Source organism: Enterobacter cloacae complex sp. ECL411, from assembly GCF_021869665.1.
Classification (GTDB): Bacteria; Pseudomonadota; Gammaproteobacteria; order Enterobacterales; family Enterobacteriaceae; genus Enterobacter; species Enterobacter intestinihominis.
On the sequence record NZ_CP091487.1, the window covers coordinates 139,618 to 164,752 of the forward strand.

The following is a 25,135-nucleotide window of genomic DNA, read 5'->3' on the forward strand; positions in this document are numbered from 1 at the left end:
AGATGCCTTTGGAGCAAAGTTACTTTCCGACATTAATTTTTCAAAGGTCCAATTATTGGGTATAAAAAAGCCGGGACATAATGTCCCGGCTTTATATTTAAAAATTAACTACTCACTGCTTGGTATTGATACAGTGTTTTCAGACTTACTTGCCTCTTCAGCCGGTCCGAAAACTGTCACGTGCTGTGTTGCAAAGTCTCCACTATCATCATAAGCAATTACTTTTATGTCCTGCTTACCACGGTTAAGGTTTTTAGAAAGTGTAGCCGTACTACCGAAAACGTTCCTTAATTCGCCGTTGATGAACCATTCATATCTAACCATTTTTCCATCAGTATCATCACATTTATTGGTAAAGCTCCAGCTTAGGTTGGTTTCCGTGTAGCTCAATGTACAATTAGGCACTGCGTTTTTAACGACATCAAACTCAACAGATGCTGAACCTCTCTGTCCAAGTTTACTAACAACATCAATTGTAATCTCGTATTTCTTTTCTTTTAAACCCGAGATCAGTTGAGCCCAATAATTTTTGCCGCTGGGTATTACTTCACCGTTCACCTTGTATGTGACCGTATCTATCGAGTCCGCCGAATGAGATAGCTTGATGTTTGACCTTAAGGTTACATCGAGTGGAGCTCTCATATATTTGTTAGAGAACTTGGGTGTCATCTCAACGTTCATTGGCGTTTGTTCATCGACAACAAAGGTATTTTCGATACGCTGTTCATTGTTTCGGTTATCTTTGAAAACAACCATCAATGTATATTTGCCAGGATTTTCAATTGTAAATTCTTTGGTGTCACCTTCATCTTTAGTGATTACCAGATTCTCTTTGTCGTAGATCCATTCACGGGAATAAGTAACACCAGGATAGTCTCCATCCTTAATACCGCTCAACGCAACGCGTAGGGTGGTCGGTGCCATGTCGTATTTAAGTTTGGAGCTTATTTTCATCTCGGGAAATTTATAAACCCACGATTTGACAGAAACTCTACGGGTAGAAACCGTATTCTCCTTATTGTCCGCTAACCATGCACTGTATTCAAAAGCAGCATATCCCTGTTTATCCAACATTTGCTCAGTAAGGGTAACAGACAGTGAAGAGCCCTTAAATGTCTGGCCATCCGGTGTTTTCCATTCTTCAACTACGTTATTACCATTCTGGTACTTACTGTTAGGGTTCGTGAACTTACCTTCCAAAGTAACTTTTTGACCAACCTCTACCTTTGAAACCCCCGTTACCGAGACAGAAAGGCGCTTGGGTTTTGCGGCTGCCAACCGAGCAGACGTTTCCTTCCATGAAGACTCCTCTGCCAGTTCATCGGAATCAAGGTAACGCATCCGGGCATAAATCGTAGACGGTAGGGTATCAGCTGAAGCCACAGTGTAAGTTGTATCTCCCTGCACCCAGTTGACTTTATCCTCTGACCAGAGAACCTCAGCGGTGCCTGCTGGTATAGGTTCATCGTTATCAAGCAGGGTTACAGGTATATCTGAGCCCTGAAGAATGTCTGTAACATCTATACTGAGCTTAGGCTGCTTGTAGGTAACTACCGTTAAGGCATCTGTGTAGGAAATCTTGGATGTGAATTTATTAGTCATTTTTGCCCTATAAAGCCACTTTCCTACTTCTGTCTTTTTGATACTTACACTTCTCTTTCCGGTCATGTCGGAAAGCATGGTCCAGGTTTGACCATTATCAGAGGACTGCTGCCATTCGGTGGGGGCGAGTGCATCAGAGTTAGCCGTACTGGCAGATTTGAAGCTTACCAGAGTACTAAGTGGGATCCTTCCGATAATAAGGCTTTTCGACAGGTTACCCTCCAGTTCCTCACCTTTATAGATTCGAATGCCTACAGCACTGGTCTCACGTTTCATTTCAAAATCAGAGAATGGCGATCTGACCTTAGCCACACCAACCAGACGCATATTACCCAGATCCATATTTTCAATTTTAATCTTGGTTTCGACAATGCCCGCATCATTGACCGGCAATGCTTCAGTCAGCGCAGTTCTTTCGTATGTAGTTTTATAACGGCCTGTTTCTGGATCTTTGCCGTATACACTTTTTTGAGAGTATATCGTGACGTCCCATTCTCCCATTGTTTTACGGTCAAATGCACTTTTACGTGTGGAGTTGTTATAACGCCCCACTGTTACCTTTAAGGGCACTTCAAGAGATGTGGCTGTTTTTTTGTCATCCACTTCCATCGATGCTCGAATATTGAAATCAGGCACCGTATATACGTTGAGGGTGTCTGTAGTTCTTAATTCTGGATCCTTTGAGTATTCTACAGCTATGTCAAAGACGTTCTTTGTCCACAATGGTGCAGCAGCAACCTTGACCCTTTGTACAAAGGTCGTTGCATCGTTGTTTGAGGAACGATTTTTAAATGACGTTTTGACAGCCTCAGAGCCGTTTTGAGAGACGATCATCGTAACGTCAGCTGGTACCACCTTCGCTAATATTCGAGCGGCCTCCCCCCCGGTCGTATAAGCCAGAGCAGTGTTCGGATTGATGCCTGCTATGACTTTATTCTTTTTGTAAGAGATGATCGGGTTGTATGGTAATTGTGTGGTCAGAGTACGGCGATTCCTTGCGGAAACCGCTTTAGAGCCCTTCCCGTTAATCATATAGACTTGATAGTCGAGCAGATTCTCACCTGTTTTATTAAAGAATCCAGTTAGACCCGGGGTACGTCCTTTAAAATAGAACTCCAACCCATCAGGGACATTGTTCCACTGAGGGTAGCATGCTGTAACATCTGATTTTTCCCCATACCAGGCGAGGTAAGCATTCGCATTTTCCTCTGTGGTAAACAGAGTGCATTTATCACCAGCTGTTTGACTAAGCAGGTCCGTATACTGACGTACGCGCGAGTAAAGAGTTACGTTTTTTTCCAGATTCTTAAGAGTGAATCCAGTAGGTTGATAAGTGAACACGGTACTGAAATTTACGTTTTTTCCATAAAGGTTTTCAGCCACCACAGTAATCTCGTGATCCGAATTAACTGCTAAATCGTCTCCAACCGGCAGGTAGTAAATACCTTTATAATTTGTAGGTGTTAACGAAACTACTTTGTTGTCTATTGTTACTGATTTTATGTCAGCAACCCCAGCCTGCCCCTGGAAAGCTGCAACGATAATCTCGTTCAGGAAGTATACGGGTGCTCGTTTAGTTAATACCTGCCCATCTTTGAGAACCATAAGCGTTGGGTTATCAGACAGCATCAGTTTGCTTTCAGGCTCAGTGTACGTAGAAGAGTTTTTGCTCGTATTTTCTACTGTAAAAGTCGCTGCGTAGGACCCGTTTATAAGATCCGTTAAGTCAAAGATATAGAGGTACTCATCACCGACTTTTTGAGGTCCACTTACCGGCTGTAAAGTTCTACGTAAAGGGGTTGCCCAGGACTGTTTGAAATCAATCTCAGTGCCATCATCTAAAGTCACTTTAGTCGTCGGCTTAAACACGCCATCCGGAGTCATAGTGAGCGACATAGCTGTTGGGAGCCACCATTCACCTTCTGTTTCTTGCTGGGGTACCTTAACGGCCACAGCAACGGTTTTGGCTCCGGTATAGATGTCCTGGCCACCTACTTTGATTGTTTTAGCCTCATCGGTAAAATTCCAAAGTGTATGGTCTACTACAGGAGGCCGATAATCCCAGTTAACAACAAGCTTTTTGGATTCAGGAGGTGCGAAATAATTATTCTTAGAGTTTGCTGTAATTGTGATATCACGTGAACCCAAAAGTTCATCTGTATCACTGGCCTTAATGCTTCCAACTTCAATGGTACAGGAAGTTCCGCCAATAGGTACTTCACAGGCGGAGCCTGAACCTATTGAGATGTATTGAATATAATTGCGGGGTTCAACAGAAACAGCGATATCTTTGATCGCTTCATCCTTTAAATACGATTTGAAAGAAAAGCCGTCATAGACTAATCCGTTCAGGGATGATTTAAGACCGGTGATAGTTGGTTTTACCGGTGCCACACTTTTGATTGAATATTCACCTTTTACTATTTCAACTTTTTTCCGTTCAGAACCAGAGAAGTAAGAAATCTTGTAAGGTAGTTTTAAATCACCGGTGGTGTTGGGAACGCCTGAAAGAGTGAAGCCGTTAGAAGTTAATCCCAAGGTATTGGGTAACCACTCGAAAAAACAAACGAGGTTATCAACAGAGGAAGTCGCTCGATCATCAACCGTTACATTACAGGCTGTGCCTGCACCTGAGGCAGTGATAGTGTTAGAATTAACGTATGCAACAAAGTCGCCCGGCCCCGGGTCAAAGGATACGGCTGGCAAATCAGCCTGTAGCTTTCCTGAAATCATAATCGCTTCAGCATAGACCGCTTTAATCGGAGCAATTAAAGAAAACAACAGGGCTAAACCTAAACCTGATTTTCTCATGACGAATACCTGTTTTTCTGAGCAAAATTAAACTCACTTTACGATGAAAAACAGAAATATCCGTTCGTATAACATTTAAAAAAACCTGTATTTTTCCGTATATTCCGTATGTTAATGCGCTATTTTGAATTCTTGGCTTCAGATAAGCGAAGCGCGGTAATTATAGACTCGGAGCTTACCCAGGGCGTTTTTTGAGCAAGATATCCAAGTATGTAGAGGCCAATTTTAACGCAATCCATTTGTGAGACGGGGACCATGTGCATGAAGGGTTTTAAGCCATCTTTATCGACTGGAACTATCCCTGCGGATAACAACAAACCGCCCCTCTCGTTTGGGGTAACGCTTATATTTTTGTATACGACGTGGCCATGATGTGAGGTTTTCCTCTTATCAATCTTTAAAGTATGCATGATTCTAAGAAATACAGATGCCATCTGCATAACTTCATTCGTCGACAATTTTAGAAGTACAGAACGGTTTGAGCCCCAGTCATAATCTTTTTTTGCGTTCCTTGGAGCGACGTGCAATGTAAGATAATAATTATCAATCTCATTTGAAAAAGGTGAAGGTTTTGATGAGCTAACATCTTCATTGTTCATCTCAATGACAAGGGCTGCATCCTGACCAAATGCTTTAACATTATGGTTTTTAAGAGCGAAGTCTGAAGTTGCCATATAAAAAGTCACTTTTGATAAAACCACATACCGCCTAATGATTCATCATCGGCAAGATGCTTGAAATTTGATAGTGTAAATCCTGTTTTGGTTTCAGAAATCACCAGGCTGTAAGATGCCGTATGTACAAGGCGAGAATTGTTTAGATCAAGATCATCACAAAAACCAGGGCTTTTGACGGGGTCAGCCTTTTCAACAAAAGTTACTTTTGAAGCGATGCCGTTGATCACGATTTTCTCGTTATCAGCAATTTTAATGTTTAAAGAAGGCGAGCTTTTATCACATGGCAGGAAGAGTGATGTCTTTTTAAATGTGTTTCCAGTGAAGTCCAAAAGGTCAGGTTTAACCGGAACATTGTTTAGGATTTTATAAACTCCAGCAAATGCACATAACACAACAAAACCAGATAAAACATATCTAATCTTAGACTTCATCCCCCAGTTCCTCTCCTAAAAGTTTTAACGCGCTTACGCACATAAGCCTCAACTGATACAGTAAGTTATCAGCGGTTATTCCACCAACGAAGGTAACTGTACGTCGTATTGATGCTCCGCCAGGCTCGCACTGGATATGGCCAATACCAGAATCACGGAGGAAGTCATTTTCTGCACTTACAAGGTCTGACTCTACAGGTGGAATGATAACTTCAATGAGTATTGTATCAACTGGGGCCCACTCCCAATCGAACTTAAGAGAGGAAATTGGGGATATAGAAACAAGAAGCTCATCAATATTAAAAATTACGGGTTTTATTCCCATAACCTCAGACTGAATGAAGTGGCTTTCTACCATAACTACCGGAAACTCTGAAATAGTCAGAACTCCGATTAACTGGTCTCGGCGTAAACCATGTATTAGTGAGTTGCGAGATAGCATTCGATCAGCCTTTATTATAATAATCAATCATTTGGGACAAGGACAAAAGGGATTACAGAAACGAAGATTCTACATGAACATCGTTGTCAGTGACCTTAGGTCCATCGGGTATAAGGGTATCAAAAAATCCTTACATAACCATTAAACCACAAAGACTTTTTACGTAAAATAATAATTAAGTACCAGATTTATTAAGATAATTCTTAGGTTTTTTACAAATTTAGGAAAAATCCGCACTTCCTGTAACAGCATCCAAATTAACCTAAAATACCGTTTCATTAACAGTAATTTTACAGATTCAGCTGAAGCCTGAGTTTATTATAACAAAAAAAAGGCCAGCAAGTATGCTGGCTTTCCTGGTAAGACAAGTTGAACTCAGAAGTCGATTGTACTGTCTCTCACCTATCTTGCGGCTTTGTTGAATAAATCGAACTTTTGCTGAGTTGAAGGATCAGATCACGCATCTTCCCGACAACGCAGACCGTTCCGTGGCAAAGCAAAAGTTCAAAATCACCAACTGGCCCACCTACAATAAAGCCCTCATCAACCGTGGCTCCATAACTTTCTGGCTGGATGATGAAGCTATTCAGGCCTGGTATGAGTCAGCAACACCTTCTTCACGAGGCAGACCTCAGCGCTATTCTGACCTTGCCATCACGACTGTGCTGGTCATTAAACGCGTATTCAGGCTGACCCTGCGCGCTGCGCAGGGCTTTATTGATTCCATTTTTTCTCTGATGAACGTTCCGCTACGCTGCCCGGATTACAGCTGTGTCAGCAGGCGGGCAAAGTCGGTTAATGTCAGTTTCAAAACGCCCACCCGGGGTGAAATCGCACACCTGGTAATTGATTCCACCGGGCTGAAGGTCTTCGGTGAAGGCGAGTGGAAAGTCAAAAAGCATGGCCAGGAACGCCGCCGTATCTGGCGTAAGCTGCATCTCGCCGTTGACAGTAAAACACATGAAATCATCTGCGCTGACCTGTCGCTGAACAACGTTACGGACTCAGAGGCCTTCCCCGGGTTAATCCGGCAAACCCACCGGAAAATCAGGTCAGCCGCCGCCGATGGCGCTTACGATACCCGGCTATGTCACGATGAACTGCGGCGTAAGAAAATCAGCGCGCTTATCCCTCCCCGAAAAGGTGCGGGTTACTGGCCCGGTGAATATGCAGACCGTAACCGTGCAGTGGCTAATCAGCGAATGACCGGGAGTAATGCGCGGTGGAAATGGACAACAGATTACAATCGTCGCTCGATAGCGGAAACGGCGATGTACCGGGTAAAACAGCTGTTCGGGGGTTCACTGACGCTGCGTGACTACGATGGTCAGGTTGCGGAGGCTATGGCCCTGGTACGAGCGCTGAACAAAATGACGAAAGCAGGTATGCCTGAAAGCGTGCGTATTGCCTGAAAACACAACCCGCTACGGGGGAGACTTACCCGAAATCTGATTTATTCAACAAAGCCCTATCTTGCCAAAGTCGCTAGTCGCTTGTTTGCCTTAGCTTTAGATTTTATGCTTATGGAGGCGGTTTGATTTTCATCCGATACTTTTTCTAGCACTGGCACCACAGAGGAAATGGACTTTTCTTTTGAAATTTTGGATGCACCTGAAGAAAGTGGGCTTTCAGATGGTATAGAGGTATCGCTTCCCTCATTTTCAATCTTCACACCAAAGCAGGCATGTTCCTTTTGTACAAGGAAGGTTTCTTTTACAGAAACAGAATCCTGCTTTGAATTATCTAATTGTAGAGGTGTTAAATACTCCTTAAACTTTTGATCTAAGACATTCTCTAGCAATACATTAATAGGAGGCTTAGGTTCAGTATCTATAGTATTTCCATCATTCAGAAACCTATTAAGATCTGCAAGTGTTAATCTTTCGTTTAAACCATTTATAAAATTTGCCAAGTCAGGAAATAAATTATTTAATACCAACCCGGTACTAATAGCCGACCTAATTAAATCCAGTTGGTCACCCCTATGACAAAGTTCTGTTTTTTTCAAGAAACTATAAACATAGGGTGCTTTTCTTTCGGATATCCAGAAAGACCGGATCTGAATCCGGTCGTTATCTGCCTTATTTGAGATAGGGTATTTAGCCATGTTCTAGCTCATTATTCTGAATAAATAGTATCAGCAATTGCCAAAGATAATGCGAACTGCGGATTGTCTACCATGATAACTTTAGCCGTTTCAAAATGTTTACGAATAGCTGTTTCGATGAGATATGAACCTCCCCCAACAAGGAAAACATTATGAGGCCTCTCTTCGACTTGTGTAACCGCTCTGATTACTTTACTTTGCAACTTCTGTACCGCAGAGTTTACCGCATCAAAAACACCGTCACGCTTGTCCTCTGCAACCTTCAAAGCTGATTTATCATGACGATTATCAACAAGATGATGAATGTAAGCATTACTCGTATTCAGTTTCTCAGATTCAAGATACCTGCTGATCTCATCGTAAACAATAGAACAACCAATACGGTCAAAACCTTTTACTTTCGAAATCTGTTCTAATTGCCCAGTAATACTTGCAACATCAAGAGTAGTACCACCAAGATCAATTACCAAACTTGATTCAAATGAAGCAATATCCTCAATTTCATCTGCCCGGGTCACAGCTGGTAAAGATTCAGGGAAAACAGTCACAGACAAAACGTTAAAAGAATAGCGTTTACCGTCAAGATAACGCTCTACTGGTTTCATCAGATTATCTTTTTTTCTCTGAATATTTTCAATATTCGTTTCCCCTAAAGCAGTATAGAACTGGCTAAGTGGTAAAGTAACAAAGAGGTGAACATCCTGAGGAACTAAACCAGAAGCATGAAGTGCATGGTGAACATTTAACCGGCTAATTTCATCGTATTGGTGAGATACATCAGTCGATTCCAGTGAGTTACTAGATTCGCTGTGATGCGAAAACCTTTCCAGCCCATCAATAAGATAGTTAAAAGGATTGAGACCCTCATGGCGAACACGGAAATCTGGAACAAAACTATTTTGTGTAAGCAAGGGAACTAATTCGTTTCTTTCATTAAGACAAACCAGTTTTGCAGCTTTACTTCCATCATCGACAACGATTTTTAAAGCTTCAGTGATATCCTGCACTGATGGTGAAACAGGACTTTCAGATTTTAATAGTTCAGCCATAAAAACTCTCTTTTATTAATAGGACCATATTAGATATTAACTTTATACATTAATGGTGACCTATTATCAACATTAACACTATTAAAAAAATACGTAAGTCTATGTTATTTCAGCATCCTTCCATTTTAAATACCTTACCGTTAAATTTCCTGTATTCATGTATTAACCATGTTTATAAAGGAGCCAATTATAATCAGAAAGTTACTTTGCATCCTAAGTATGAACTGTTTGAGAGCCAGGACTGGGGCCTTTACCTGTAAGTAACAAAGGTCCTTAGGCTTAGAATCCAAAATGACGCCTTTTTGTAAAAAAATCATAGTTCGAAATACCGTATCATCGATGTAAACATACGTAGAGGAATTTATGGCAGCTGAGCACGTCCAAACTATAGACCTTACAAACTTCTCCGGAAGGATTTTCTTTCTGGCAGATCCTCATGGACATTACTCTGCGCTGTGCAACTTGATCCAATCAGTTACAAAGCCAGAAGAAGAGATAGTAATTTTCTCTACTGGAAATTTGTTTGACTATGGGCCGGAACCCATAGAATTGATGAAGGCGATAAACAGTGGCTTTTTCGATGGACGTTTTGTGAGGCATTTCTCAGCTGCCGGAGCCGGAGAAGAAATGTTAAAAAAATTGTTACCATTAAACAAAGACCGGAGAACATTTTACCCCAGCACATACCTCAATGAGAGATGGTGTGTAATGGGCGGAAAGTGGCATAAAGCTGTGAATCGTTACTATTTAGAGGAAGAGGTAAAAAAACTTCTTAATACCCAGCTTGGTACGATGATGCAGATTTTACTAAAAGGCGATATAAAAATTGGGGTTTGCCCTTCTGATTACGCCCCTATCCGCACATCATTCACTGATACTTATAATGCGCTTCAAGCATTCAACTATGCCAATGTGAATATTTTTCAGAGCCAGTTTCTATTCGGTATGGACCATGCCGTAATACCAATGATGATAAATGACGTCAACCTTATGGTCCTAGGTAGGAATCCTGTAAACAGCATTCGAAAAGCCCATGGTCGTACTCAAAACAATCTTCCAGTACTGATCGGTAATTGTTTGCATATAAATACTGGATCACTCTATATGTCAAAATTAGAAGACCAGGTAATAGTTGCTCCGGGTATACCGCAAACTGACTCACCAGCACTTACATTAGTAGAAATAATCATGAAGAACAATCCAGTTTTATTGTGTCATCAGCTAATACAAACAACAAACAAGTTTTATTCACTTAAAACCTATCCTTTAGAACTCGATTCGATTGAAAACAACATTGAGGTAACAAGATGAAGATAAATTGGAAGATTATCTCAATTTCAACATTACTTTTGCATCTTCACGCAGCAGCTGCACCACATCAAGAGAAAGAGCATAGAAAAGATGCTTTTTCTTCTGCCGCACAGAAAAGTGATTCACTTATATCTGCTAAAGCGGAGCTTATAAACGGAAGGTGGTTTATAAATGGTAAATATAGGCCTGTTCTAAAGACCAGCATGACCAAAACCAATTTCTTAGAAATCATGAATGTTTCAAATAAAGAATCACTTTTTATTGTGATACCAAAACTTGAGTATAATATCATTGCCAAAAATAAAATCTTACTAAATGAAAAAATTGCATTAAGCGAAGGCACATCCGGAAAAAGCATTGTTTGGGTCGAGCCAAAATCAAGTCTAACTATATCGTTTATAAATGACCTTGCTAATACGCCCCTTCAGGCTATCGTTTCGATCACAAGAAACAACAAAGATATAATTGCCATCTTTGGACCGGATCAGGGTAAAGGGTTTACTCTTCCCGGAAATACGTCTAATGATCAAGTGTCCGTTCCTGACTATTCTGACCTAAATATAAAAAAACTTAACATACCTCAAAGTGTTGGTAATCCAGTAACCATCAATCCTAAAGAGAAGAATTACCTCTTAGTTGGACAAGGAAAATATGAAATCTTATCTCTTCCTAAATATCAACATTTAGTATTTTCTGAACCCGTTTATATTGAGAAAAGAAAAAATATCCTCGGTGGTTATGGTTATTGGACGAAAGAAACAATTCTCTACCCCGGTGAATCATTATCTTTTATAACGAGCGCCAAAAACAATCTAAGGAAGCGGGATGATTAAAGTTATCACACTTTTATTGTTTGCATTACTGACTGGTTGTCAGTCAGTAGAAAGTAAAATCGAAGAACTCCCGACAGTTGGTTTTGACCCTATTCTATACAATAAAAGTGAGGCCTTTACTGACGGAAAAGTTACTTTACGTGTCGAAAGTTCAGGAACTGATGTTTGGCTTGTCGCCAAGAATGGAACCAGAAGTTTTATTGAGCTTTCAGGCCTAACGCTAGGTGGTAGTCGTTGTGCTTACAATGCCCGTAGTAAGCAACTTTTGCCCCCAGGCAGCGTAAGCACATTCGTAGTTCCTACGGTTGGAATGCTTGGACTTTGCTTCAACAATGAAGATCAACTTATGTTTATTAACCGTGCTTTTAGCAGAATCTCTCCCAAAGCAAAAGGAAAAGATTCGCTTTCGCTTTTATTTTCTGTTAGTTACGATTTTCCCGGAAAAGCGGACCTAATTACTAACCACGATTTTCAAGAGTTATATCTTTTATTTTTGAATGAGGATAATCTATGAAACAAACATTAATTGTTATTTTAATATGTTTTTGTCACACGGCTTTAGCATATCCATACCGTATCTATACTGTCCCGGAAGGGGCATTAGTAAAAAACATACTAACTAATGAATATCTAGGAAAAACCCCTGTGGTTGTGGACGTGAGCAATACCGAAGCTGGTTCTACTTTTGGGATTTCATTATTTAGACATGAAAATGTTGCTATAAAGATTTTTACAGTAATGCCTTCAGCAGAAAATAATTTTGCTGTTTCTGGACCTGACGTTGCAACTATGTCATTGCCGGGAAAAGCACCTTTAAACGTAGTAAATGATGGGAATGGCGCTTCTGTTCATATAGAACTAAGACCTTATATGTCTGAACCTGCGCACACCCCATATTAATATAACAAGAAATTAAAAATATAAATCATATGAACTGCATCATAAAGATGCAGTTCAATATTTATTCTGATACTTTTAATTTTTCTTTTATGAACTCCTCTAGTTCCTTAATAAAACCCGCATTTATCCTATTGAATTCAAAGCGAATTTTTCTACCAGTATTGTTTTTACTGATTCTTGCATACTTATCTTTGTTATCAAAAGTAATAAGATCACTTGTTTCCCATTTTGTGGAATAAGTTTTTTCACAAACACTTTCCACAGATTGTGTGATTTTTTCCATTACAACTTTTTGAGCAACCTGGAGATCTCCAATGTCTAAATCTTTTGTTTCCTCTTTAACATTATCTATTACTTCATCTAAAGGAAATAGATTTTTTTGCACATATTTCTGTAAACGAGACAAGCGACTATAATAGGAGTTCGGGATTCCTTCATAATCCGGGAATAAAGAGATCAATGTTTCGTCAATACGGGCCGCCTGGATTCTTTTGGCTACCGATACATGACTAATCCCAAGATATGCTGCGAGTTCTTCATTAGTAGAAAATCCTTTTTCTTCCATTTTTTTGATAAATTGAAACCCAACTTCTCTATATGAAAATTTTCGAGATGTTTGTGCTGCGGATATAATTGAATTTATATCATCTTCGGTTAGTTCATCCGGAAGAACCCACAGGGGGAGATCCTTTTCTGCCTTTATACAGCAGAAACGTCTGCGACTTCCTTCTATTAATAAATAAACCCCATCTCTTTTTACAGCGATCCCTTCGGTATCGACCCCTCTTTCTTCAATCTGCTTAAGAATATCTCTAACAGAATAATCTGTAAGGGCTTCTTGATTTCGTGGGTTCGCTGGATGGACTAAGGTCTCCTTCTCCACTCTCTGGGCTGGAACAATCACATGTTCCGCTTCAAGTCTCCGGCCCTTATGAAGAGTGAATAACTTTTTTATGCGAGGTGCTGTTTTCAAACCCGCAAGACCTGAACGGTGACCGACTTCTGTCCGCTTTGGTGCGTTTAAATATCGAGATTTATCATTCCCGATATGTTGCTCATCGCTCATGCGTTAACTCCTTGCTTAGCTGAAAAACTTTTTATTTCATTTATAAATTGCTGATATACCTGTAATACAGATTCTTCTGCGACATCAAGCTGCTTTGCGGAACAAAGTTCCTCTGATTTTTTGATATCAAGCACTGTACGCCCTTTGGAAGCAGCTGCCTTAAATGCTTCAGAATTTTTTATGTTAGCGGACATCAAAAGGTCCTGAACAGTTCTGATTAATTTATCCAAAACTATTCTTTCATATGGACTTTTGTCATCTACATTGACAGCAAGAACTTTGAACCATTTTAAATTGTCGCCCTTACTTGGTGATTGTTTAAACCTTTCACTTATTGTAAGCATGAAGTCTGTAGTAGAGGCGTAATCATATTCACGTGGTGACACTGCGACAAGAATCCCATCGGCCGCTTCGTCAGCAGCCCAGATCAAAGGTGAATCTTCAGGTGGAGTGTCTATAATAATCAAATCATAGTTCTGCTTCAGTACCGGTAAGATAACTTCCTTGAAACGTAGTAACAAAGACGTACGTTCTTCTCTAGAACATTGCCAGTATTTATCTTTAAAACGAGCATCTGTCGGAAAAGCCGTTATTACGTCCAAGTTTGGCAGATGCGTTGAAAAAGGCATATTAGTGATGATTTCTTCTTCAGAGAATCCTGAATCTAAATATTTTTTATACTCAGAATTTTCTTCATAAATTCCAAGGATTGCATCAATTGCTGTAAGGAAGACATCATCTTCTGAGACACTTTGAATCATGCTGCTTCCAATCGAACCTTGTGGGTCCCATTCGATCATTAATACACGTGCATTGAGTTGTAGATCTAAAGCAGCTGCTACTGCTAAAGCTACAGATGTAGTGCTTTTCCCTGTACCGCCTTTATGATTCTGAGTAACAATAGCTCTGCTAAAGTAATGATCGCGGTACTTGGGATAACCCAGGGCATCCATTATTTTTTGAACATCCCAGCGGGTGTAAAGATGATTTTTGTTTTGATAAATAGGTGCACCAACAAGTTCTTTTTCTTCTAAGTCCGAAAGTATTTTATTGAACGTTACTCGTGACTTCCCAAAAAAATCAGAGAGATTTTTTTTATTCAAACAGTGGTTATAGATCAGTCTATCAACACCATCAACACTATCATCAGAAACAGATACTCTTGATGAAGCCATCAGAGATTCCTTTAGAGAAATCTGCTCGCTTTTCATGCGCTGACCAACGAGGGCGATCTTTTCAAGTAAATTCATGGTTATGACCTTTTTGCACTGAAAACCGACTTTTACGCATATATGTAAACTTTACGTATAATGCGTCCATTTCCTTGTTATGCGTACAATTCTATCCTTAGTTTCAATCTTAAGCTAATGTTTGTTTACTTTTTTATGATTTTTTGTGAGCTTAACTTGCAGATGTGAGCTCAGACTCTCTAGTCCATACCTAATGCACAACCTGTTTAAACCACGATTCTTGTCTCCTTCTCTACGCTTTGAAGTTAAGAGCTCCATTAATGAATCTTCACGCCTACCCTATTTCTTGCTTAGACCCTAAAATCTATCTCACCGGTGTGCTGATATACGTTTCCTAACTGTGAACCGTTGTCGTCAGTCCAGTCTAAAGATATGAGGTGTTAATCTCTTGAGGAGGCACACTACGAATTATGGGAGCAGAGTTAGCAACCTCACCCCGAAATGAAACCCAACTTAAGGAGGCAACCCCAGTGTGGAGATTAAGGGGGTTAAATCTGCCAGCGGCTGACAGTGTCCCAGCTGCTGCTCAGTCACACCACGCCCTGATTTAATCCCCTGCCCGGTATTGTAATGACCGAAAAAAACCCGTGCACTGGTGTCGGCAGACCGGCATGCATGAATATGACGTTAATCTGTATCAGCAGGCACTTTTCGCATAATGGGAGCAAGTGATAGCAACGCCGCCCAGAACGGAATGCCAACATCAGGACTGAACCCAAGTTTGGCGATTAAGGGGGTTAAATTTGCAAGCGGATGACAGTGCCCCCAGCTGCTGCTCAGTCACACCACGCTTGATTAAATCTCTCGCCAGGTCTTGTTTTGACCGAAAATAGCCCAAGCACTGATGTCGGCAGACTGGCATATAGGAATATGACGTTAATCTGTATCAGCAGGTACATTTCGCATTATGTGAGCAAGTGATAGCAACCCAGCCCGGAACTGAAGGCCAGCATGAGGACAGAACCCCAGTTTGGCGATTAAGGGGGTTAAATCTCACAGCGGCTGACAGTGCCTTCAGATGCTGCTCAGGCATACTACTCTCCCTGATATAATCTCCCATATGTTCTTGAGATCGTCGGAAATCGCCCATGCACCGGTGTCGGCAGACCGGTATGCAGTAATGTGAATTTAATCTGCATCATCAAGCACATTTCGTATTATGGAAGTAAGTGTTAGTAAACCAAAGCCCGCCCAGAACGGAAGGTCAACATCAGAACAGAATCCCAGTTTGGCGATTAAGGGTGTTAAATCTGCAAGCTGCTGACAGTGCCCCAGTTGCTGCTCAGTCACACCACGCCCTGATAGAATCTCCTGCCCGGAAATGTGATGACCGAAAAAAGCCCGTGCACTGGTGTCGGCAGACCGGCACGCAGGAATATGACGTTAATCTGTATCAGGAGGCACATTTCGCATTATGGGAGCAAGCGATAGCAACCCAAGCCCAGAACTGAAGGCCAGCATCAGGACAGAACCCCAGTATGGCGATTAAGGGGGTTAAATCCGCCAGTGGCAATAAGATCCCGAGCGGTGTTTAAGAAATATTTCCCGAAGGACAATCTTCCGCTCGTACGATGAATATAGTGTTCAACCCGGGAGAGGGATCACTTAACCTGCTTAGCCTAAATCTTACGTCATTCTCTAAACGGAGTTTAAGCTTAATGGTCCTGAGAAAGTTAAAAGGACTACCCATAATGACGGTTTGAGATGGCGAATAAGGGTTTTTTCTGCCAGCGGCTGACATTGCCCCAGCTTCTGCTCAGTCACACCACGCCTGATTAAATCTTCCGCCAGGTCTTGTTATGACCGAAAATTGTCCGTGCACTAGAGTCGTAAGACCTGCATACAGGAATGAGGCGTAAATCTTTATCAGGTGGCAAGGTTCGCATCATGGGAGCAAGGGTCTTGAACTGGAGGTTAACATCATAAAATCCCAGATTGGCGATTAAGGGTGTTAAATCTGACAGCGACTGAAAGTGCCTTCAGATGCTGCTCAGGTATATTACACCCTGAAAAAATCAAGCATCTGTGCTTGCGAATATCGGAAAAGGCCATGCACCGGTGTCGGCAGACCGGCATGGGCAATGAGACGTTAATCTGTATCAGCTGGCGCATTTCGTATCATGGGAACAAGTGTTAGCAACCCTCTCCAGGACGGAAGGACACTATCAGGACTGATCCCAGTTTGGCGATTAAGGGGGTTAAATCTGCCAGCGGCTGACAGTGCCTTCTGATGCTGCTCAGACATACTATGCACAGATATAATCACCCGTCCGTCCTTGTGATTATCGGAAAAGGCCATGCACCGGAGTCGGCAGACCGGTATGCAGTGATGTGACTTTAATCTTTATCAGCAGGCGCATTTCGTATTAAGGGAGCAAGTGTTAGCAACCCTGCCCAGGACGGAAGGACACTATCAGGACTGAACGCCAGTTTGGCGATTAAGGGGGTTAAATCTGCCAGTGGCTGACAGTGCCTTCTGATGCTGCTCAGACATACTATGCACAGATATAATCACCCGTCCGTCCTTGTGATTATCGGAAAAGGCCATGCACCGGAGTCGGCAAACCGGTATGCAGTGATGTGACTTTAATCTTTATCAGCAGGCGCATTTCGTATTAAGGGAGCCAGTGTTAGCAACCCTGCCCAGGACGGAAGGACACTATCAGGACTGAACGCCAGTTTGGCGATTAAGGGGGTTAAATCTGCAAGCGGATGACAGTGCCCCAGCTGCTGCTCAGTCACACCACGTCCTGATAAAATCTCCTGCCCGGTAATGTGATGACCGAAAAAAGCCCGTGCACTGGTGTCGGCAGACCGGCACGCAGGAATATGACGTTAATCTGTATCAGCAGGTACATCTCGCATTAGGGAGCAAGTGATAGCAACCCCGCCCAGAACTGAAGGCCAGCATGAGGACAGAACCCCAGTTTGGCGATTAAGGGGGTTAAATCCGGCAGCGTGAGTAAGTGCCCGTGCTGTGTTAAAGAAATATTCCCTAAGGACAATCTTCCGCTCGGCCTTTTGTATAAAGTTGTCACCCCGGGAGCGGGGATCACTTTACCTGCTTAGCCTAAATCTTACGTCAATCGCTATCCGGAATTTTAGCTTAATGGTCCTGAGTAAGTTAAAAGGGCTACCCATAATGACGTCCCCAGATGGTGATAAAGGAGTTAATTCCGCCTTCGGCTTACAGTGCCGCAGCTGCTGCTCAGCAACACCACGCCCTGATTAAATCTCCCGCCTGTCCTTGTGATGACCAAAAATAGTCCGTGCACTGGCGTCGTAAGACCGGCATACAGGAATGAGGCGTTAATCTTTATTAGGTGGCAGGATTCGCATCATGGGAGCAAGGGCCCTAGAACTGTAGACTAACATTAGAAAATCACAGTTTGGCGATAAAGGGGGTTAAATAAGTTAAAAGTCTTCGGTGAGCAAATTGGATAAATTTTCAGAAACCAAACCGTTAATAATAAACTTTTAGAAGAATGATTAAAGGATATTAAGTTTTGTATGCAAAATGACACCAGTGATCTGTTTTCACTAATAATGCCGCGCTACTTTGATTACCTTTGGTAAACAAAAATGTAATTTACGTGATTTTCATCTTATAATGTCAGTATTGAAGTTATAAATTTTGTTTACTTAATGCGTACACAACCTAACTGCGATTTGTATTTATGTCACTGTTTTTACACCACATTAATTATAAAACCAAAATTTGCAGCACAGTGATGAACTCATTAAGTCACAACCTCATTTGTTTACTTAAGGCATACAATAAAAAACCAGATTCTTATGAGACATCTGGTTTAATTATTTTTGCTTGAAGATATTTACTCTACGCGGCCAAACCCGCTGCTACTTCTTGAGCATAGAGAATTTCTATTGCCTCGCCATAGCTACAATTCTCGCGGCTTTGAATTTCCCATAATTTACTCCTGTCAGCACTATCCGTAGTAAAACAAAGCTCCATTTTCCGGTCTACGTATAACCGACAGATCTCTTGGAAGTTTTCGAACCTGACTAACATCTCTGAAAACACCTTTTTGACTGTACGAATATTTTTCATACGTTCATATTCTGCATCTGAAGTAGAAAAATATTTATTAGCCTTCATTGCTTCAATGCTTTCTTTTTCTTGTTTCATGATTATCTTCCAAGGCGAGTTAGCAGTCAGGGCCCGGCCAACAGAAGAAGTAAAATAATCTTCAAACGACTGTGTGATACAGATGCCAGCGCAGTTTGTTTTCCTGAACCTACGCCATGCCGCTTCGAGGAAGGAAGAGAAGAATTGGTTTGATTGATTTCCGGCACCTGATGAATTATCAGGACGAATGTACTCCCATGCTTCATCAAGGATGAACAAGCGACGACGCCCATCTTTTTTGATGAACATTGCATGCTGAGCAGCCTGAATGATAGACATTAATACAACTGTCTGAAGGTGGGGGGTGCCTTTTAGCTCCTCCAGTTCCAAAACAATAAATCTGCTGTCGAAGTTGATTGGAGGCAACGTATCGGTAAACCGGTGCCCATAAATTCCACCTTCGCACCATGCTCCGAGTTGCTCCCCAATATCCTTTATACGTTTGTCTTCATGCTTCTTGCAACGCAGAGCAAAGCCGGTTATTGAACCGGTCCGACCTGATTTTCTGGATTCTTGGTACTCTTCTGCAATAAGCTGAAGCATCACTGATTGTTGATAATCATCGATAAGGCCTTTCTCTGAAGCCATAATTTTTAGCTGATTCAAAACCATTATGGTCTGAGCAACTTTGTCTTTTTCTGCATCGTTTGAAGTTGATTCACCGGTAAATTCAGGTGCTTCGTTAAATACATCGTCGTTAACAGTGATGTCAGTTAGGAAGGCAAAGGGATTTAGGGTGAAGTCAGGGGTTTTACCGAAATCAATAAATTGACTGTTTGTATATTGTTCCGCAATCCCCTGGTAAGAACGGCCCACGTCCACAACAAATACTTGAGCACCGTCAGGATCATCATCTGGGTATTCGTTTTCTAAAAAATGCTTAAATGTTGAGCGATAATGAACGAGGTTATTAGATCGCGGTCCAGCTCCAAGATAGTTATTGATTAGATATGCTGTCCAGAATGACTTCCCTGCACCTGACGTTGCACCAATAACCATGTTATAGCTTGCAGAAGTCTTGAAAATATCAAGTCCCATGAGTTGACCTTCACGAGAAACTAAACTCAGTACTGGTCTATCTGTATTACCTTTCCAGGGCCCAAAGATCGGTGTCATATGAGCCGCTCCGGTGTTGCTCACTACTTCGGAACGGTCAAGGTCGAAAATTGTCTTTGGGTCATTGCACATTGGCAGACATGACATAAATGACGGGAAAACGATAAAGGAATCATCTGCTACTTTGACCCGGCTTTCGAGGTAAAAGGATTTGAGATCGTTAGCTGCTGTCTGCACAGAATTGGCATTACTACCCATAACAGTGAAAGTAAGATACCCTCTTAAAAGCTTTGCGCCATCCTCAAGCTCGCGAGTTACGGCCATGTAGTCATTATCCATATCCCGCAGGCGAGGGCAGAATGTGACAACTGAAGGTATACTTGCCTGTTTATTAGTGATTGCTTTGTAGCGGACGTTTTCTTTTGACAACTTGAGCGGATCGGCAAACTGAACAGTCTGAGTGATCATAAATGGGCTGAAAATTGTCTTACGTCCATGCATCCAGTTAACTACTAACTCATACATACAACCGAAATTGACGTATTCAGGAAACTTTACAACGGAAAGTTGTTTGAAGTAACGATGCTCAGATTCGTCGTCACTTTGTGTGACTGATGAGAAATGATTTTCTGTGACTGTATACTTACGGCCGGGAACGTTAACTTGTTCATTAAGCCTTTTCATAGTGTTAACGTCTATGAAACCTTCAGCCCACCGGGAGTTCTTTCCGGGGTTTACGACCTTATCTATACAATAGAGCCAGTTTTCTGCATCGACCTTAAACGGATGCAATCCAATCGTAATTAACTTACTTACAAGTTCAGAGTAAAGTGAATCGATACGCGAATGTTCCAGCTCGGTAGGAAGGGCAGACTGTAAAGGAATCGATAGCGAGATCCATACCTGAAAATCCCTCAACATAAGGTTATCATGATCAGGTTTTAAAGGCTTATGCATACTTCTGTCGTAGTAGTCCAACTGATAACCATTAAGCAGATCTGCTTTAAGCTTATCGTTCCCAGTCATACGCCCACCTCGCACAGCTGACCAAGCACTAAGCTGTAAAGTCAGGTCTGGCAATGCAGTCAGAGATATTTGACAGACAGTATCTGTAGGGAAATCCATTTTGAACATTTCAGCAAGAACATCTTGCTGATTATCAAAAACTCCAGGGGATGGATTACAGATAAACATAAACCCTAATCTGTTGCCATCAATCAAAAAATAGTGAGTCCCTGCTAATTGATCGTAAACAGGGATAAACCCACCTAATTGATGGCGATTTAAACCGCTATTGTAATTATTGATAGCTTCCATATTTGACCTTACAGTTGTCTAACAATGCCGTTCGAAGAGACAGCTTTAGTTGCTTTTTGTTGCTGCTGCATATTTTCCCGGGCCGCATCCTGTACTTCTAAAGGAACTATGCGAGCTGGGTTTGAGGTCGAATTCTTGCCAGCAATCCATGTTTGCGGTTTTACGTTGACATAAACGTAGCCGGGAAGATTAAGCGCATCGTTATCATCGGTATAAGGTGCAAAAGTAATTCTCATTACTTTCCCCTGTTGCAGAACAGCAAGTGGTTCAGGAGCCACTACAGCTTGTTTATAACCTTGCGAACGGTATTGCTGGATCTGCCCAGGGTTGAGAGTCGGGTTAACGGGCTGGCCATTGTAAAGAGAGTACATATCCTTACCAGGGCTGATATCAGAATTAGGTGCAACGTAGCGTGGGGCATTTCCAGCAGAAACCGGATAGCTTGTTTGTTTAACGACTTCCGCAGCCGGATGAACGAAAGGGTTACCAGTTGAAGAGGCAGTGCTATAACTGCTAGTCATCCTTACGTTTGAATTAACCGGTACACCAGAAATAGGCCGTGGTCCAATGGATGAAGTAGGGGCACCCATTTTTAAAGTTTTATCGTACATGACAGGTAACTGACCAACTGGCTTAATTTCGGTTTTTGAATAAGCCACAGGCTGATTTTTAAGGGTAGTAGACTGTGGATATTTGACTTCCCCTGGAGGGCTAATTTCAGTTGGATAACGGCTGTCATTGACAGCCGATTTCTCCTTTCCCGATTCCGACTCTTCCCCCGCCAGTGCAGACAGATCATCTCGATTATTAGTTAACTCCATAACTTCGCGAGGACCTTTACAGATAACGCCCTTTTCAATGCCTGGACATTCGGATTCGGAACTACCGATGGAGCACCCCGTAAGATATGAGGATGTACCTACAACCAGAGCACTGAGTACCAATCTTTTGATGTTCATAAACTAGCCTTAATTTGTCTCAAATGGATTTTTTAAGAGAGGTTCAACGCTTTGGTTCAACCAGTAGTCGAAATCTTTTGGAATGCCATTACCAGCCAAACCATCCTGTCTGACAACTGAAGGTACACCCTGCAATTTATAAATTCCTGCGAGCATCAATGACGCTACCAAAGGTTCCGCCGGACATTCTTCTGCTTCTTTTTGAGAGAGCAATCTTTTTTCAATGTCGGATTTGCTTCCCATTAGCCAACGAAGAATATCGAGGTTGTTTATTTTTCCTTTTTCTTTACTACACCAGAGCCTTCTAAGCTCTTCTTTTGGCTCACCGGGTGAGGGAACTAAAACAATATCTATCCGATACTTGTCCCGATCTGCATAGAATTTCTTAACAAGTTCCATGCAACCGTCACAATCAAGTGTTATGAAAATGGCTGCTTGTCTTTTAAGCTTTGAATTTCCCAGAGGAATGGACGCTACAGTTTCCAGAGGGAAGGGGGCCTCATCAAGACTAATAAAATAGGAATTCCTGATTTCTTCTACAGTCAGAACAGGTTTACGTTTAATTACATCAACAAGGCTTCCCCCAGTAAGGGAGTATCGGCCATCGGTCGTTACTGCCATTAGCTGCGAACGTTCGTCCTGAAAGAGGTATAGCCCACCAGAAGGAATGTATATGGCATCCTTAGGTTTATATCCTTTCATTTTTGATAACACACCCGAGATCTGACTGGGTGAAACGCCACCTTCCTTTGCCTTTGCCATTAACGCAGCAGCATCACTATTAGTTAGGACCTGCTCTGAAGCATAAGTGACCGTATTCGCCATAATGGCGAAAGCCGCCATTAAAGGGAAAAGTAACTTTTTCACTATTGGGTGCCCTCTACTTCTTTGCATTATAAGAACTTGATTGTACCGCTTCAGAGCTATCTTCAAGTTCCATATAAGTGACGATTTCAACACTATCCGGTACAGTAACGGCAAGCGTTGCATCAATAATTAAATAGCCACGGTCACGGTAGATCTTCATTAATGTTCTGAAATATTCTTCGAATTGAGATCTATCATTGTCAGCAGTACGGCCTCCGTGATGCTTGAAAAATTCCTTACGTAATTCAGGCATGTCAAGCACTGCAATCTTGTACGAAGGCTGGGATTGTTTATTGAAGTAATCGTAAACATTCATAAAGCCTTTATAACCATAAATAATGACCAATACGGCAAAGGCGAAGAAAAATAAATACTTCAATATTTTTTCAATATCAATTTCGAAGGTAATTTTTTTTGTTGTCCTTTCTCGCACCATTTTTTTAGTGATTTCAGGTCCAGCTGATTCAGGCGATTCTTTTTTTTCTAAACTATCCATTTAAACCTCAGCGACTGGTCAGATTCGTTGGAATTGTAGTTCCGGTCTGAACGACAAATGTAATAGCTCGGCCAGGGCTAATTTCTACGATTGGCCACTGTTGTTCTGCAATTGCGGTGTAGTAATCGACGAGTCGATTAAGACCACCTTGAGCTGCACCAGCCCCGGCTAATGCCCCAAGTGCACCAAAATTAGGGGACTGATACTGAGCCTGTGAATTAGGGTCGATGTTAAGTGAAGATACCTTACTGGGACTTAAGCTACCGGCAAGTGAAGAAAGTCCACCGGCAAATGCAGCTCCTGCAATTGCGTTACCATTTCGGCTGATAAGCGTGCCTCGGATCCCATTTTTTCCGTCATTTTCACTTACAGCATATGCTTCCAGTTTTACGTCAAAAGCTTTCCCTTTTGAATTAACACAAGAGATAGAAGTGGCACGTATGTAAGCACGCTGTGACGCCAGATCACCAACAGCTGAACCCAGAAGGTTACAGTCACGCAAATCCATGGTGAAATTATTGGGCATGATGACATCTTTTTTAATACGCATCGTTACTGGCATTGGTTCTGATTTGGAAGAAAGGCTTGTAGGCGCTTCAAGCCCGGTAATCAGAACACCAGTGATAATAGATGTTGCCGGAAGAAACATTTCATCTTTTCGGGCAGCATGCCGCGCTTTGCTATCAACTGGCGCAGTACCATCACCTCGTACAGTCCGAGTTGGCGCTTTATCTCCTGCAATGACCTCTCTGCCTTCCTTGATTCTGTTTTCAGACACGGGCATAACCTGAATGACACCATCGGTACCATTAGTCTTAATGGAACTTTGTGTGATTGTTCTCATTGGGCTATTACGCGTAGGTGTGATAGAAGCGTAATTAGGGTTTACGCCATTAATCGGCGCATTAGCATTAAGCTGATAAGGAGCTGCCGGTGCCTGCTCATTAATCGTTTTACGCGAACTACCAGCATCCAAGTTACGATTGCCGTTTCGATTTGTCTGCATATCATTAATTTGCTGAGACAGCTGCTGAAGTTGAGAAGTTAAACTTGCAACTTGGGCTTTAGTTTCCTGTTGGGCTTTTTCTGCTTTTTCGCGGTCCTCTTTCGCCGCATTTTGGTCAAGTCGGTTTTGCTTAACCATTTCTTTATATACTTTCTGGCTTTCTTCATTACTCAATTTGTTCATTTGCGAATCATCTAACAACAAATTGGTCTGCATGTCTTTTTTCTGTGTTTTCTTTTCTTTCTTAACTGGTGTGGAAAAAATAGACTGGCTAATAATATAAACAATCACTACCAGCAGAGCGCCAATAACAGAAAGTCTGACGGTCTTATTTTCCCAGGCCTTTTTAATGTCCATGATTAGCTCCACTTGTAGGTTTCTGGAATCGTTTAATTTTTAGATTTCGTTCGCTGTCAGACATCTGAGGAACGATATAGGGTTCACCTGCTCTGGCCCAGTTTTCACGAACAGATGGATGATTCATTTCAGCTTTATCTATCTGGCTCGTTCTAGATATTTCATGTTTGTAATTAGGTTCCAAAACGTTACTTTTGTGATAGTCAAAAGCATTCTCCTCATTAATATTGCCCTCTCCTACAAATTTATCAATAAGAGTTGGATCGTTCATTATTACTGTCTGAACGGGAAAAGCGTTACTGCCATCTTCGATACTAATGGGTGCGTCCGGAACGATTAATACACTCCTTTTTGGTATATATTCTGACCTGTAGTAAAAGCTGGTTAAAGCAAATACGACAAAACCAATCACGGTGGCCCCAAGCAGAGCAGGCAAAGTAACTTTTCCCAT

The 25,135-nt window shown here is 41.8% G+C and carries 20 protein-coding genes; 5 read left to right on the forward strand and 15 right to left on the reverse strand.

Going from position 1 to position 25,135, the window contains the following annotated elements:
* Nucleotides 1-108 precede the first annotated feature (108 nt).
* The 4 genes from rsp to hdtA form a co-directional block, all read right to left on the reverse strand.
* The gene (rsp, locus tag L3069_RS23560) at nt 109-4,413 is read right to left on the reverse strand and encodes an IncHI-type conjugal transfer protein RSP (protein WP_001232109.1); all 4,305 of its coding nucleotides are present in this window, start codon (nt 4,411-4,413) and stop codon (nt 109-111) included.
* A 119-nt stretch (nt 4,414-4,532) separates the two neighbouring features.
* Nucleotides 4,533-5,087 (reverse strand): plasmid transfer protein, encoded by a 555-nt coding sequence (locus L3069_RS23565; RefSeq protein WP_000235773.1) that lies wholly within the window; start codon nt 5,085-5,087, stop codon nt 4,533-4,535.
* Nucleotides 5,088-5,095: 8 nt separating this feature from the next.
* Nucleotides 5,096-5,521 carry a hypothetical protein gene (locus L3069_RS23570; protein WP_000836981.1) on the reverse strand — a complete coding sequence of 142 codons (426 nt, stop codon included), beginning with the start codon at nt 5,519-5,521 and terminating at the stop codon, nt 5,096-5,098.
* Nucleotides 5,511-5,963 carry a H transfer determinant A gene (gene hdtA / locus L3069_RS23575; RefSeq protein WP_000952689.1) on the reverse strand — a complete coding sequence of 151 codons (453 nt, stop codon included), beginning with the start codon at nt 5,961-5,963 and terminating at the stop codon, nt 5,511-5,513. Before hdtA ends, L3069_RS23570 begins: the two co-directional genes overlap by 11 nt.
* 443 nt (nt 5,964-6,406) lie before the next feature.
* Between hdtA and L3069_RS23580 the strand changes: the two genes are divergently transcribed.
* Complete coding sequence (locus L3069_RS23580) at nt 6,407-7,375, forward strand: IS5-like element IS903B family transposase (RefSeq protein ID WP_000654804.1); 969 nt, start codon at nt 6,407-6,409, stop codon at nt 7,373-7,375.
* A gap of 56 nt (nt 7,376-7,431) precedes the next feature.
* Here L3069_RS23580 and L3069_RS23585 read toward each other — a convergent pair whose 3' ends face one another.
* Together L3069_RS23585 and parM are read right to left on the reverse strand one after the other, a co-directional pair.
* The gene (locus L3069_RS23585; protein WP_012695436.1) at nt 7,432-8,070 is read right to left on the reverse strand and encodes a hypothetical protein; all 639 of its coding nucleotides are present in this window, start codon (nt 8,068-8,070) and stop codon (nt 7,432-7,434) included.
* An 11-nt stretch (nt 8,071-8,081) separates the two neighbouring features.
* Nucleotides 8,082-9,119 (reverse strand): plasmid segregation protein ParM domain-containing protein, encoded by a 1,038-nt coding sequence (gene parM, locus L3069_RS23590; protein ID WP_000818954.1) that lies wholly within the window; start codon nt 9,117-9,119, stop codon nt 8,082-8,084.
* A 363-nt stretch (nt 9,120-9,482) separates the two neighbouring features.
* On the opposite strand from parM, the gene L3069_RS23595 reads away from it, so the two are divergent.
* From L3069_RS23595 to L3069_RS23610, 4 genes are read left to right on the forward strand one after another with little or no spacing between them, the layout of a single operon-like run.
* The gene (locus L3069_RS23595) at nt 9,483-10,430 is read left to right on the forward strand and encodes a metallophosphoesterase (protein ID WP_000718595.1); all 948 of its coding nucleotides are present in this window, start codon (nt 9,483-9,485) and stop codon (nt 10,428-10,430) included.
* Nucleotides 10,427-11,263: a hypothetical protein gene (locus L3069_RS23600; protein WP_000700976.1), complete on the forward strand. Its 837-nt coding sequence runs from the start codon at nt 10,427-10,429 to the stop codon at nt 11,261-11,263. The genes L3069_RS23595 and L3069_RS23600 overlap by 4 nt, the downstream gene beginning before the upstream one ends.
* On the forward strand, nt 11,256-11,777 hold the full coding sequence (locus tag L3069_RS23605) for a hypothetical protein (protein WP_000598517.1): 522 nt from the start codon (nt 11,256-11,258) through the stop codon (nt 11,775-11,777). Before L3069_RS23600 ends, L3069_RS23605 begins: the two co-directional genes overlap by 8 nt.
* Nucleotides 11,774-12,163 (forward strand): hypothetical protein, encoded by a 390-nt coding sequence (locus L3069_RS23610; RefSeq protein WP_000815011.1) that lies wholly within the window; start codon nt 11,774-11,776, stop codon nt 12,161-12,163. Before L3069_RS23605 ends, L3069_RS23610 begins: the two co-directional genes overlap by 4 nt.
* A 61-nt stretch (nt 12,164-12,224) precedes the next feature.
* On the opposite strand, the gene L3069_RS23615 is transcribed toward L3069_RS23610, so the two are convergent.
* The 9 genes from L3069_RS23615 to htdO all read right to left on the reverse strand — a co-directional run bounded on the left by L3069_RS23615 (nt 12,225) and on the right by htdO (nt 25,135).
* The gene (locus L3069_RS23615; protein ID WP_001278838.1) at nt 12,225-13,229 is read right to left on the reverse strand and encodes a ParB family protein; all 1,005 of its coding nucleotides are present in this window, start codon (nt 13,227-13,229) and stop codon (nt 12,225-12,227) included.
* Nucleotides 13,226-14,479: a ParA family protein gene (locus L3069_RS23620; RefSeq protein ID WP_001050364.1), complete on the reverse strand. Its 1,254-nt coding sequence runs from the start codon at nt 14,477-14,479 to the stop codon at nt 13,226-13,228. Before L3069_RS23620 ends, L3069_RS23615 begins: the two co-directional genes overlap by 4 nt.
* 1,128 nt (nt 14,480-15,607) lie before the next feature.
* On the reverse strand, nt 15,608-15,769 hold the full coding sequence (locus L3069_RS23625; protein ID WP_001371949.1) for a hypothetical protein: 162 nt from the start codon (nt 15,767-15,769) through the stop codon (nt 15,608-15,610).
* Nucleotides 15,770-18,317: 2,548 nt separating this feature from the next.
* Nucleotides 18,318-20,999, reverse strand: a complete 2,682-nt coding sequence (locus tag L3069_RS23630) for a TraC family protein (protein ID WP_000387412.1) — start codon at nt 20,997-20,999, stop codon at nt 18,318-18,320.
* A gap of 8 nt (nt 21,000-21,007) precedes the next feature.
* Nucleotides 21,008-21,958, reverse strand: coding sequence for an IncHI-type conjugal transfer lipoprotein TrhV (gene trhV / locus L3069_RS23635; RefSeq protein ID WP_001022588.1), 951 nt, complete (start codon nt 21,956-21,958; stop codon nt 21,008-21,010).
* Nucleotides 21,959-21,967: 9 nt separating this feature from the next.
* Complete coding sequence (htdT, locus tag L3069_RS23640) at nt 21,968-22,720, reverse strand: protein-disulfide isomerase HtdT (RefSeq protein WP_182911723.1); 753 nt, start codon at nt 22,718-22,720, stop codon at nt 21,968-21,970.
* A gap of 118 nt (nt 22,721-22,838) precedes the next feature.
* Nucleotides 22,839-23,321, reverse strand: a complete 483-nt coding sequence (locus L3069_RS23645; RefSeq protein ID WP_000377632.1) for a hypothetical protein — start codon at nt 23,319-23,321, stop codon at nt 22,839-22,841.
* 7 nt (nt 23,322-23,328) lie between these two features.
* On the reverse strand, nt 23,329-24,684 hold the full coding sequence (gene trhB / locus L3069_RS23650) for an IncHI-type conjugal transfer protein TrhB (protein ID WP_000351841.1): 1,356 nt from the start codon (nt 24,682-24,684) through the stop codon (nt 23,329-23,331).
* Nucleotides 24,674-25,135, reverse strand: a complete 462-nt coding sequence (gene htdO / locus L3069_RS23655; protein ID WP_000521242.1) for a plasmid transfer protein HtdO — start codon at nt 25,133-25,135, stop codon at nt 24,674-24,676. The genes trhB and htdO overlap by 11 nt, the downstream gene beginning before the upstream one ends.

What these genes read in the sequence shown, in the direction of transcription:
- rsp (WP_001232109.1), bottom strand. Translation starts at nt 4,413, where the DNA reads ATGAGAAAATCAGGTTTAGGTTTAGCCCTGTTGTTTTCTTTAATTGCT.
- L3069_RS23565 (WP_000235773.1), bottom strand. Translation starts at nt 5,087, where the DNA reads ATGGCAACTTCAGACTTCGCTCTTAAAAACCATAATGTTAAAGCATTT.
- L3069_RS23570 (WP_000836981.1), bottom strand. Translation starts at nt 5,521, where the DNA reads ATGAAGTCTAAGATTAGATATGTTTTATCTGGTTTTGTTGTGTTATGT.
- hdtA (WP_000952689.1), bottom strand. Translation starts at nt 5,963, where the DNA reads ATGCTATCTCGCAACTCACTAATACATGGTTTACGCCGAGACCAGTTA.
- L3069_RS23585 (WP_012695436.1), bottom strand. Translation starts at nt 8,070, where the DNA reads ATGGCTAAATACCCTATCTCAAATAAGGCAGATAACGACCGGATTCAG.
- parM (WP_000818954.1), bottom strand. Translation starts at nt 9,119, where the DNA reads ATGGCTGAACTATTAAAATCTGAAAGTCCTGTTTCACCATCAGTGCAG.
- L3069_RS23595 (WP_000718595.1), top strand. Translation starts at nt 9,483, where the DNA reads ATGGCAGCTGAGCACGTCCAAACTATAGACCTTACAAACTTCTCCGGA.
- L3069_RS23600 (WP_000700976.1), top strand. Translation starts at nt 10,427, where the DNA reads ATGAAGATAAATTGGAAGATTATCTCAATTTCAACATTACTTTTGCAT.
- L3069_RS23605 (WP_000598517.1), top strand. Translation starts at nt 11,256, where the DNA reads ATGATTAAAGTTATCACACTTTTATTGTTTGCATTACTGACTGGTTGT.
- L3069_RS23610 (WP_000815011.1), top strand. Translation starts at nt 11,774, where the DNA reads ATGAAACAAACATTAATTGTTATTTTAATATGTTTTTGTCACACGGCT.
- L3069_RS23615 (WP_001278838.1), bottom strand. Translation starts at nt 13,229, where the DNA reads ATGAGCGATGAGCAACATATCGGGAATGATAAATCTCGATATTTAAAC.
- L3069_RS23620 (WP_001050364.1), bottom strand. Translation starts at nt 14,479, where the DNA reads ATGAATTTACTTGAAAAGATCGCCCTCGTTGGTCAGCGCATGAAAAGC.
- L3069_RS23630 (WP_000387412.1), bottom strand. Translation starts at nt 20,999, where the DNA reads ATGGAAGCTATCAATAATTACAATAGCGGTTTAAATCGCCATCAATTA.
- trhV (WP_001022588.1), bottom strand. Translation starts at nt 21,958, where the DNA reads ATGAACATCAAAAGATTGGTACTCAGTGCTCTGGTTGTAGGTACATCC.
- htdT (WP_182911723.1), bottom strand. Translation starts at nt 22,720, where the DNA reads ATGGCAAAGGCAAAGGAAGGTGGCGTTTCACCCAGTCAGATCTCGGGT.
- L3069_RS23645 (WP_000377632.1), bottom strand. Translation starts at nt 23,321, where the DNA reads ATGGATAGTTTAGAAAAAAAAGAATCGCCTGAATCAGCTGGACCTGAA.
- trhB (WP_000351841.1), bottom strand. Translation starts at nt 24,684, where the DNA reads ATGGACATTAAAAAGGCCTGGGAAAATAAGACCGTCAGACTTTCTGTT.
- htdO (WP_000521242.1), bottom strand. Translation starts at nt 25,135, where the DNA reads ATGGGAAAAGTTACTTTGCCTGCTCTGCTTGGGGCCACCGTGATTGGT.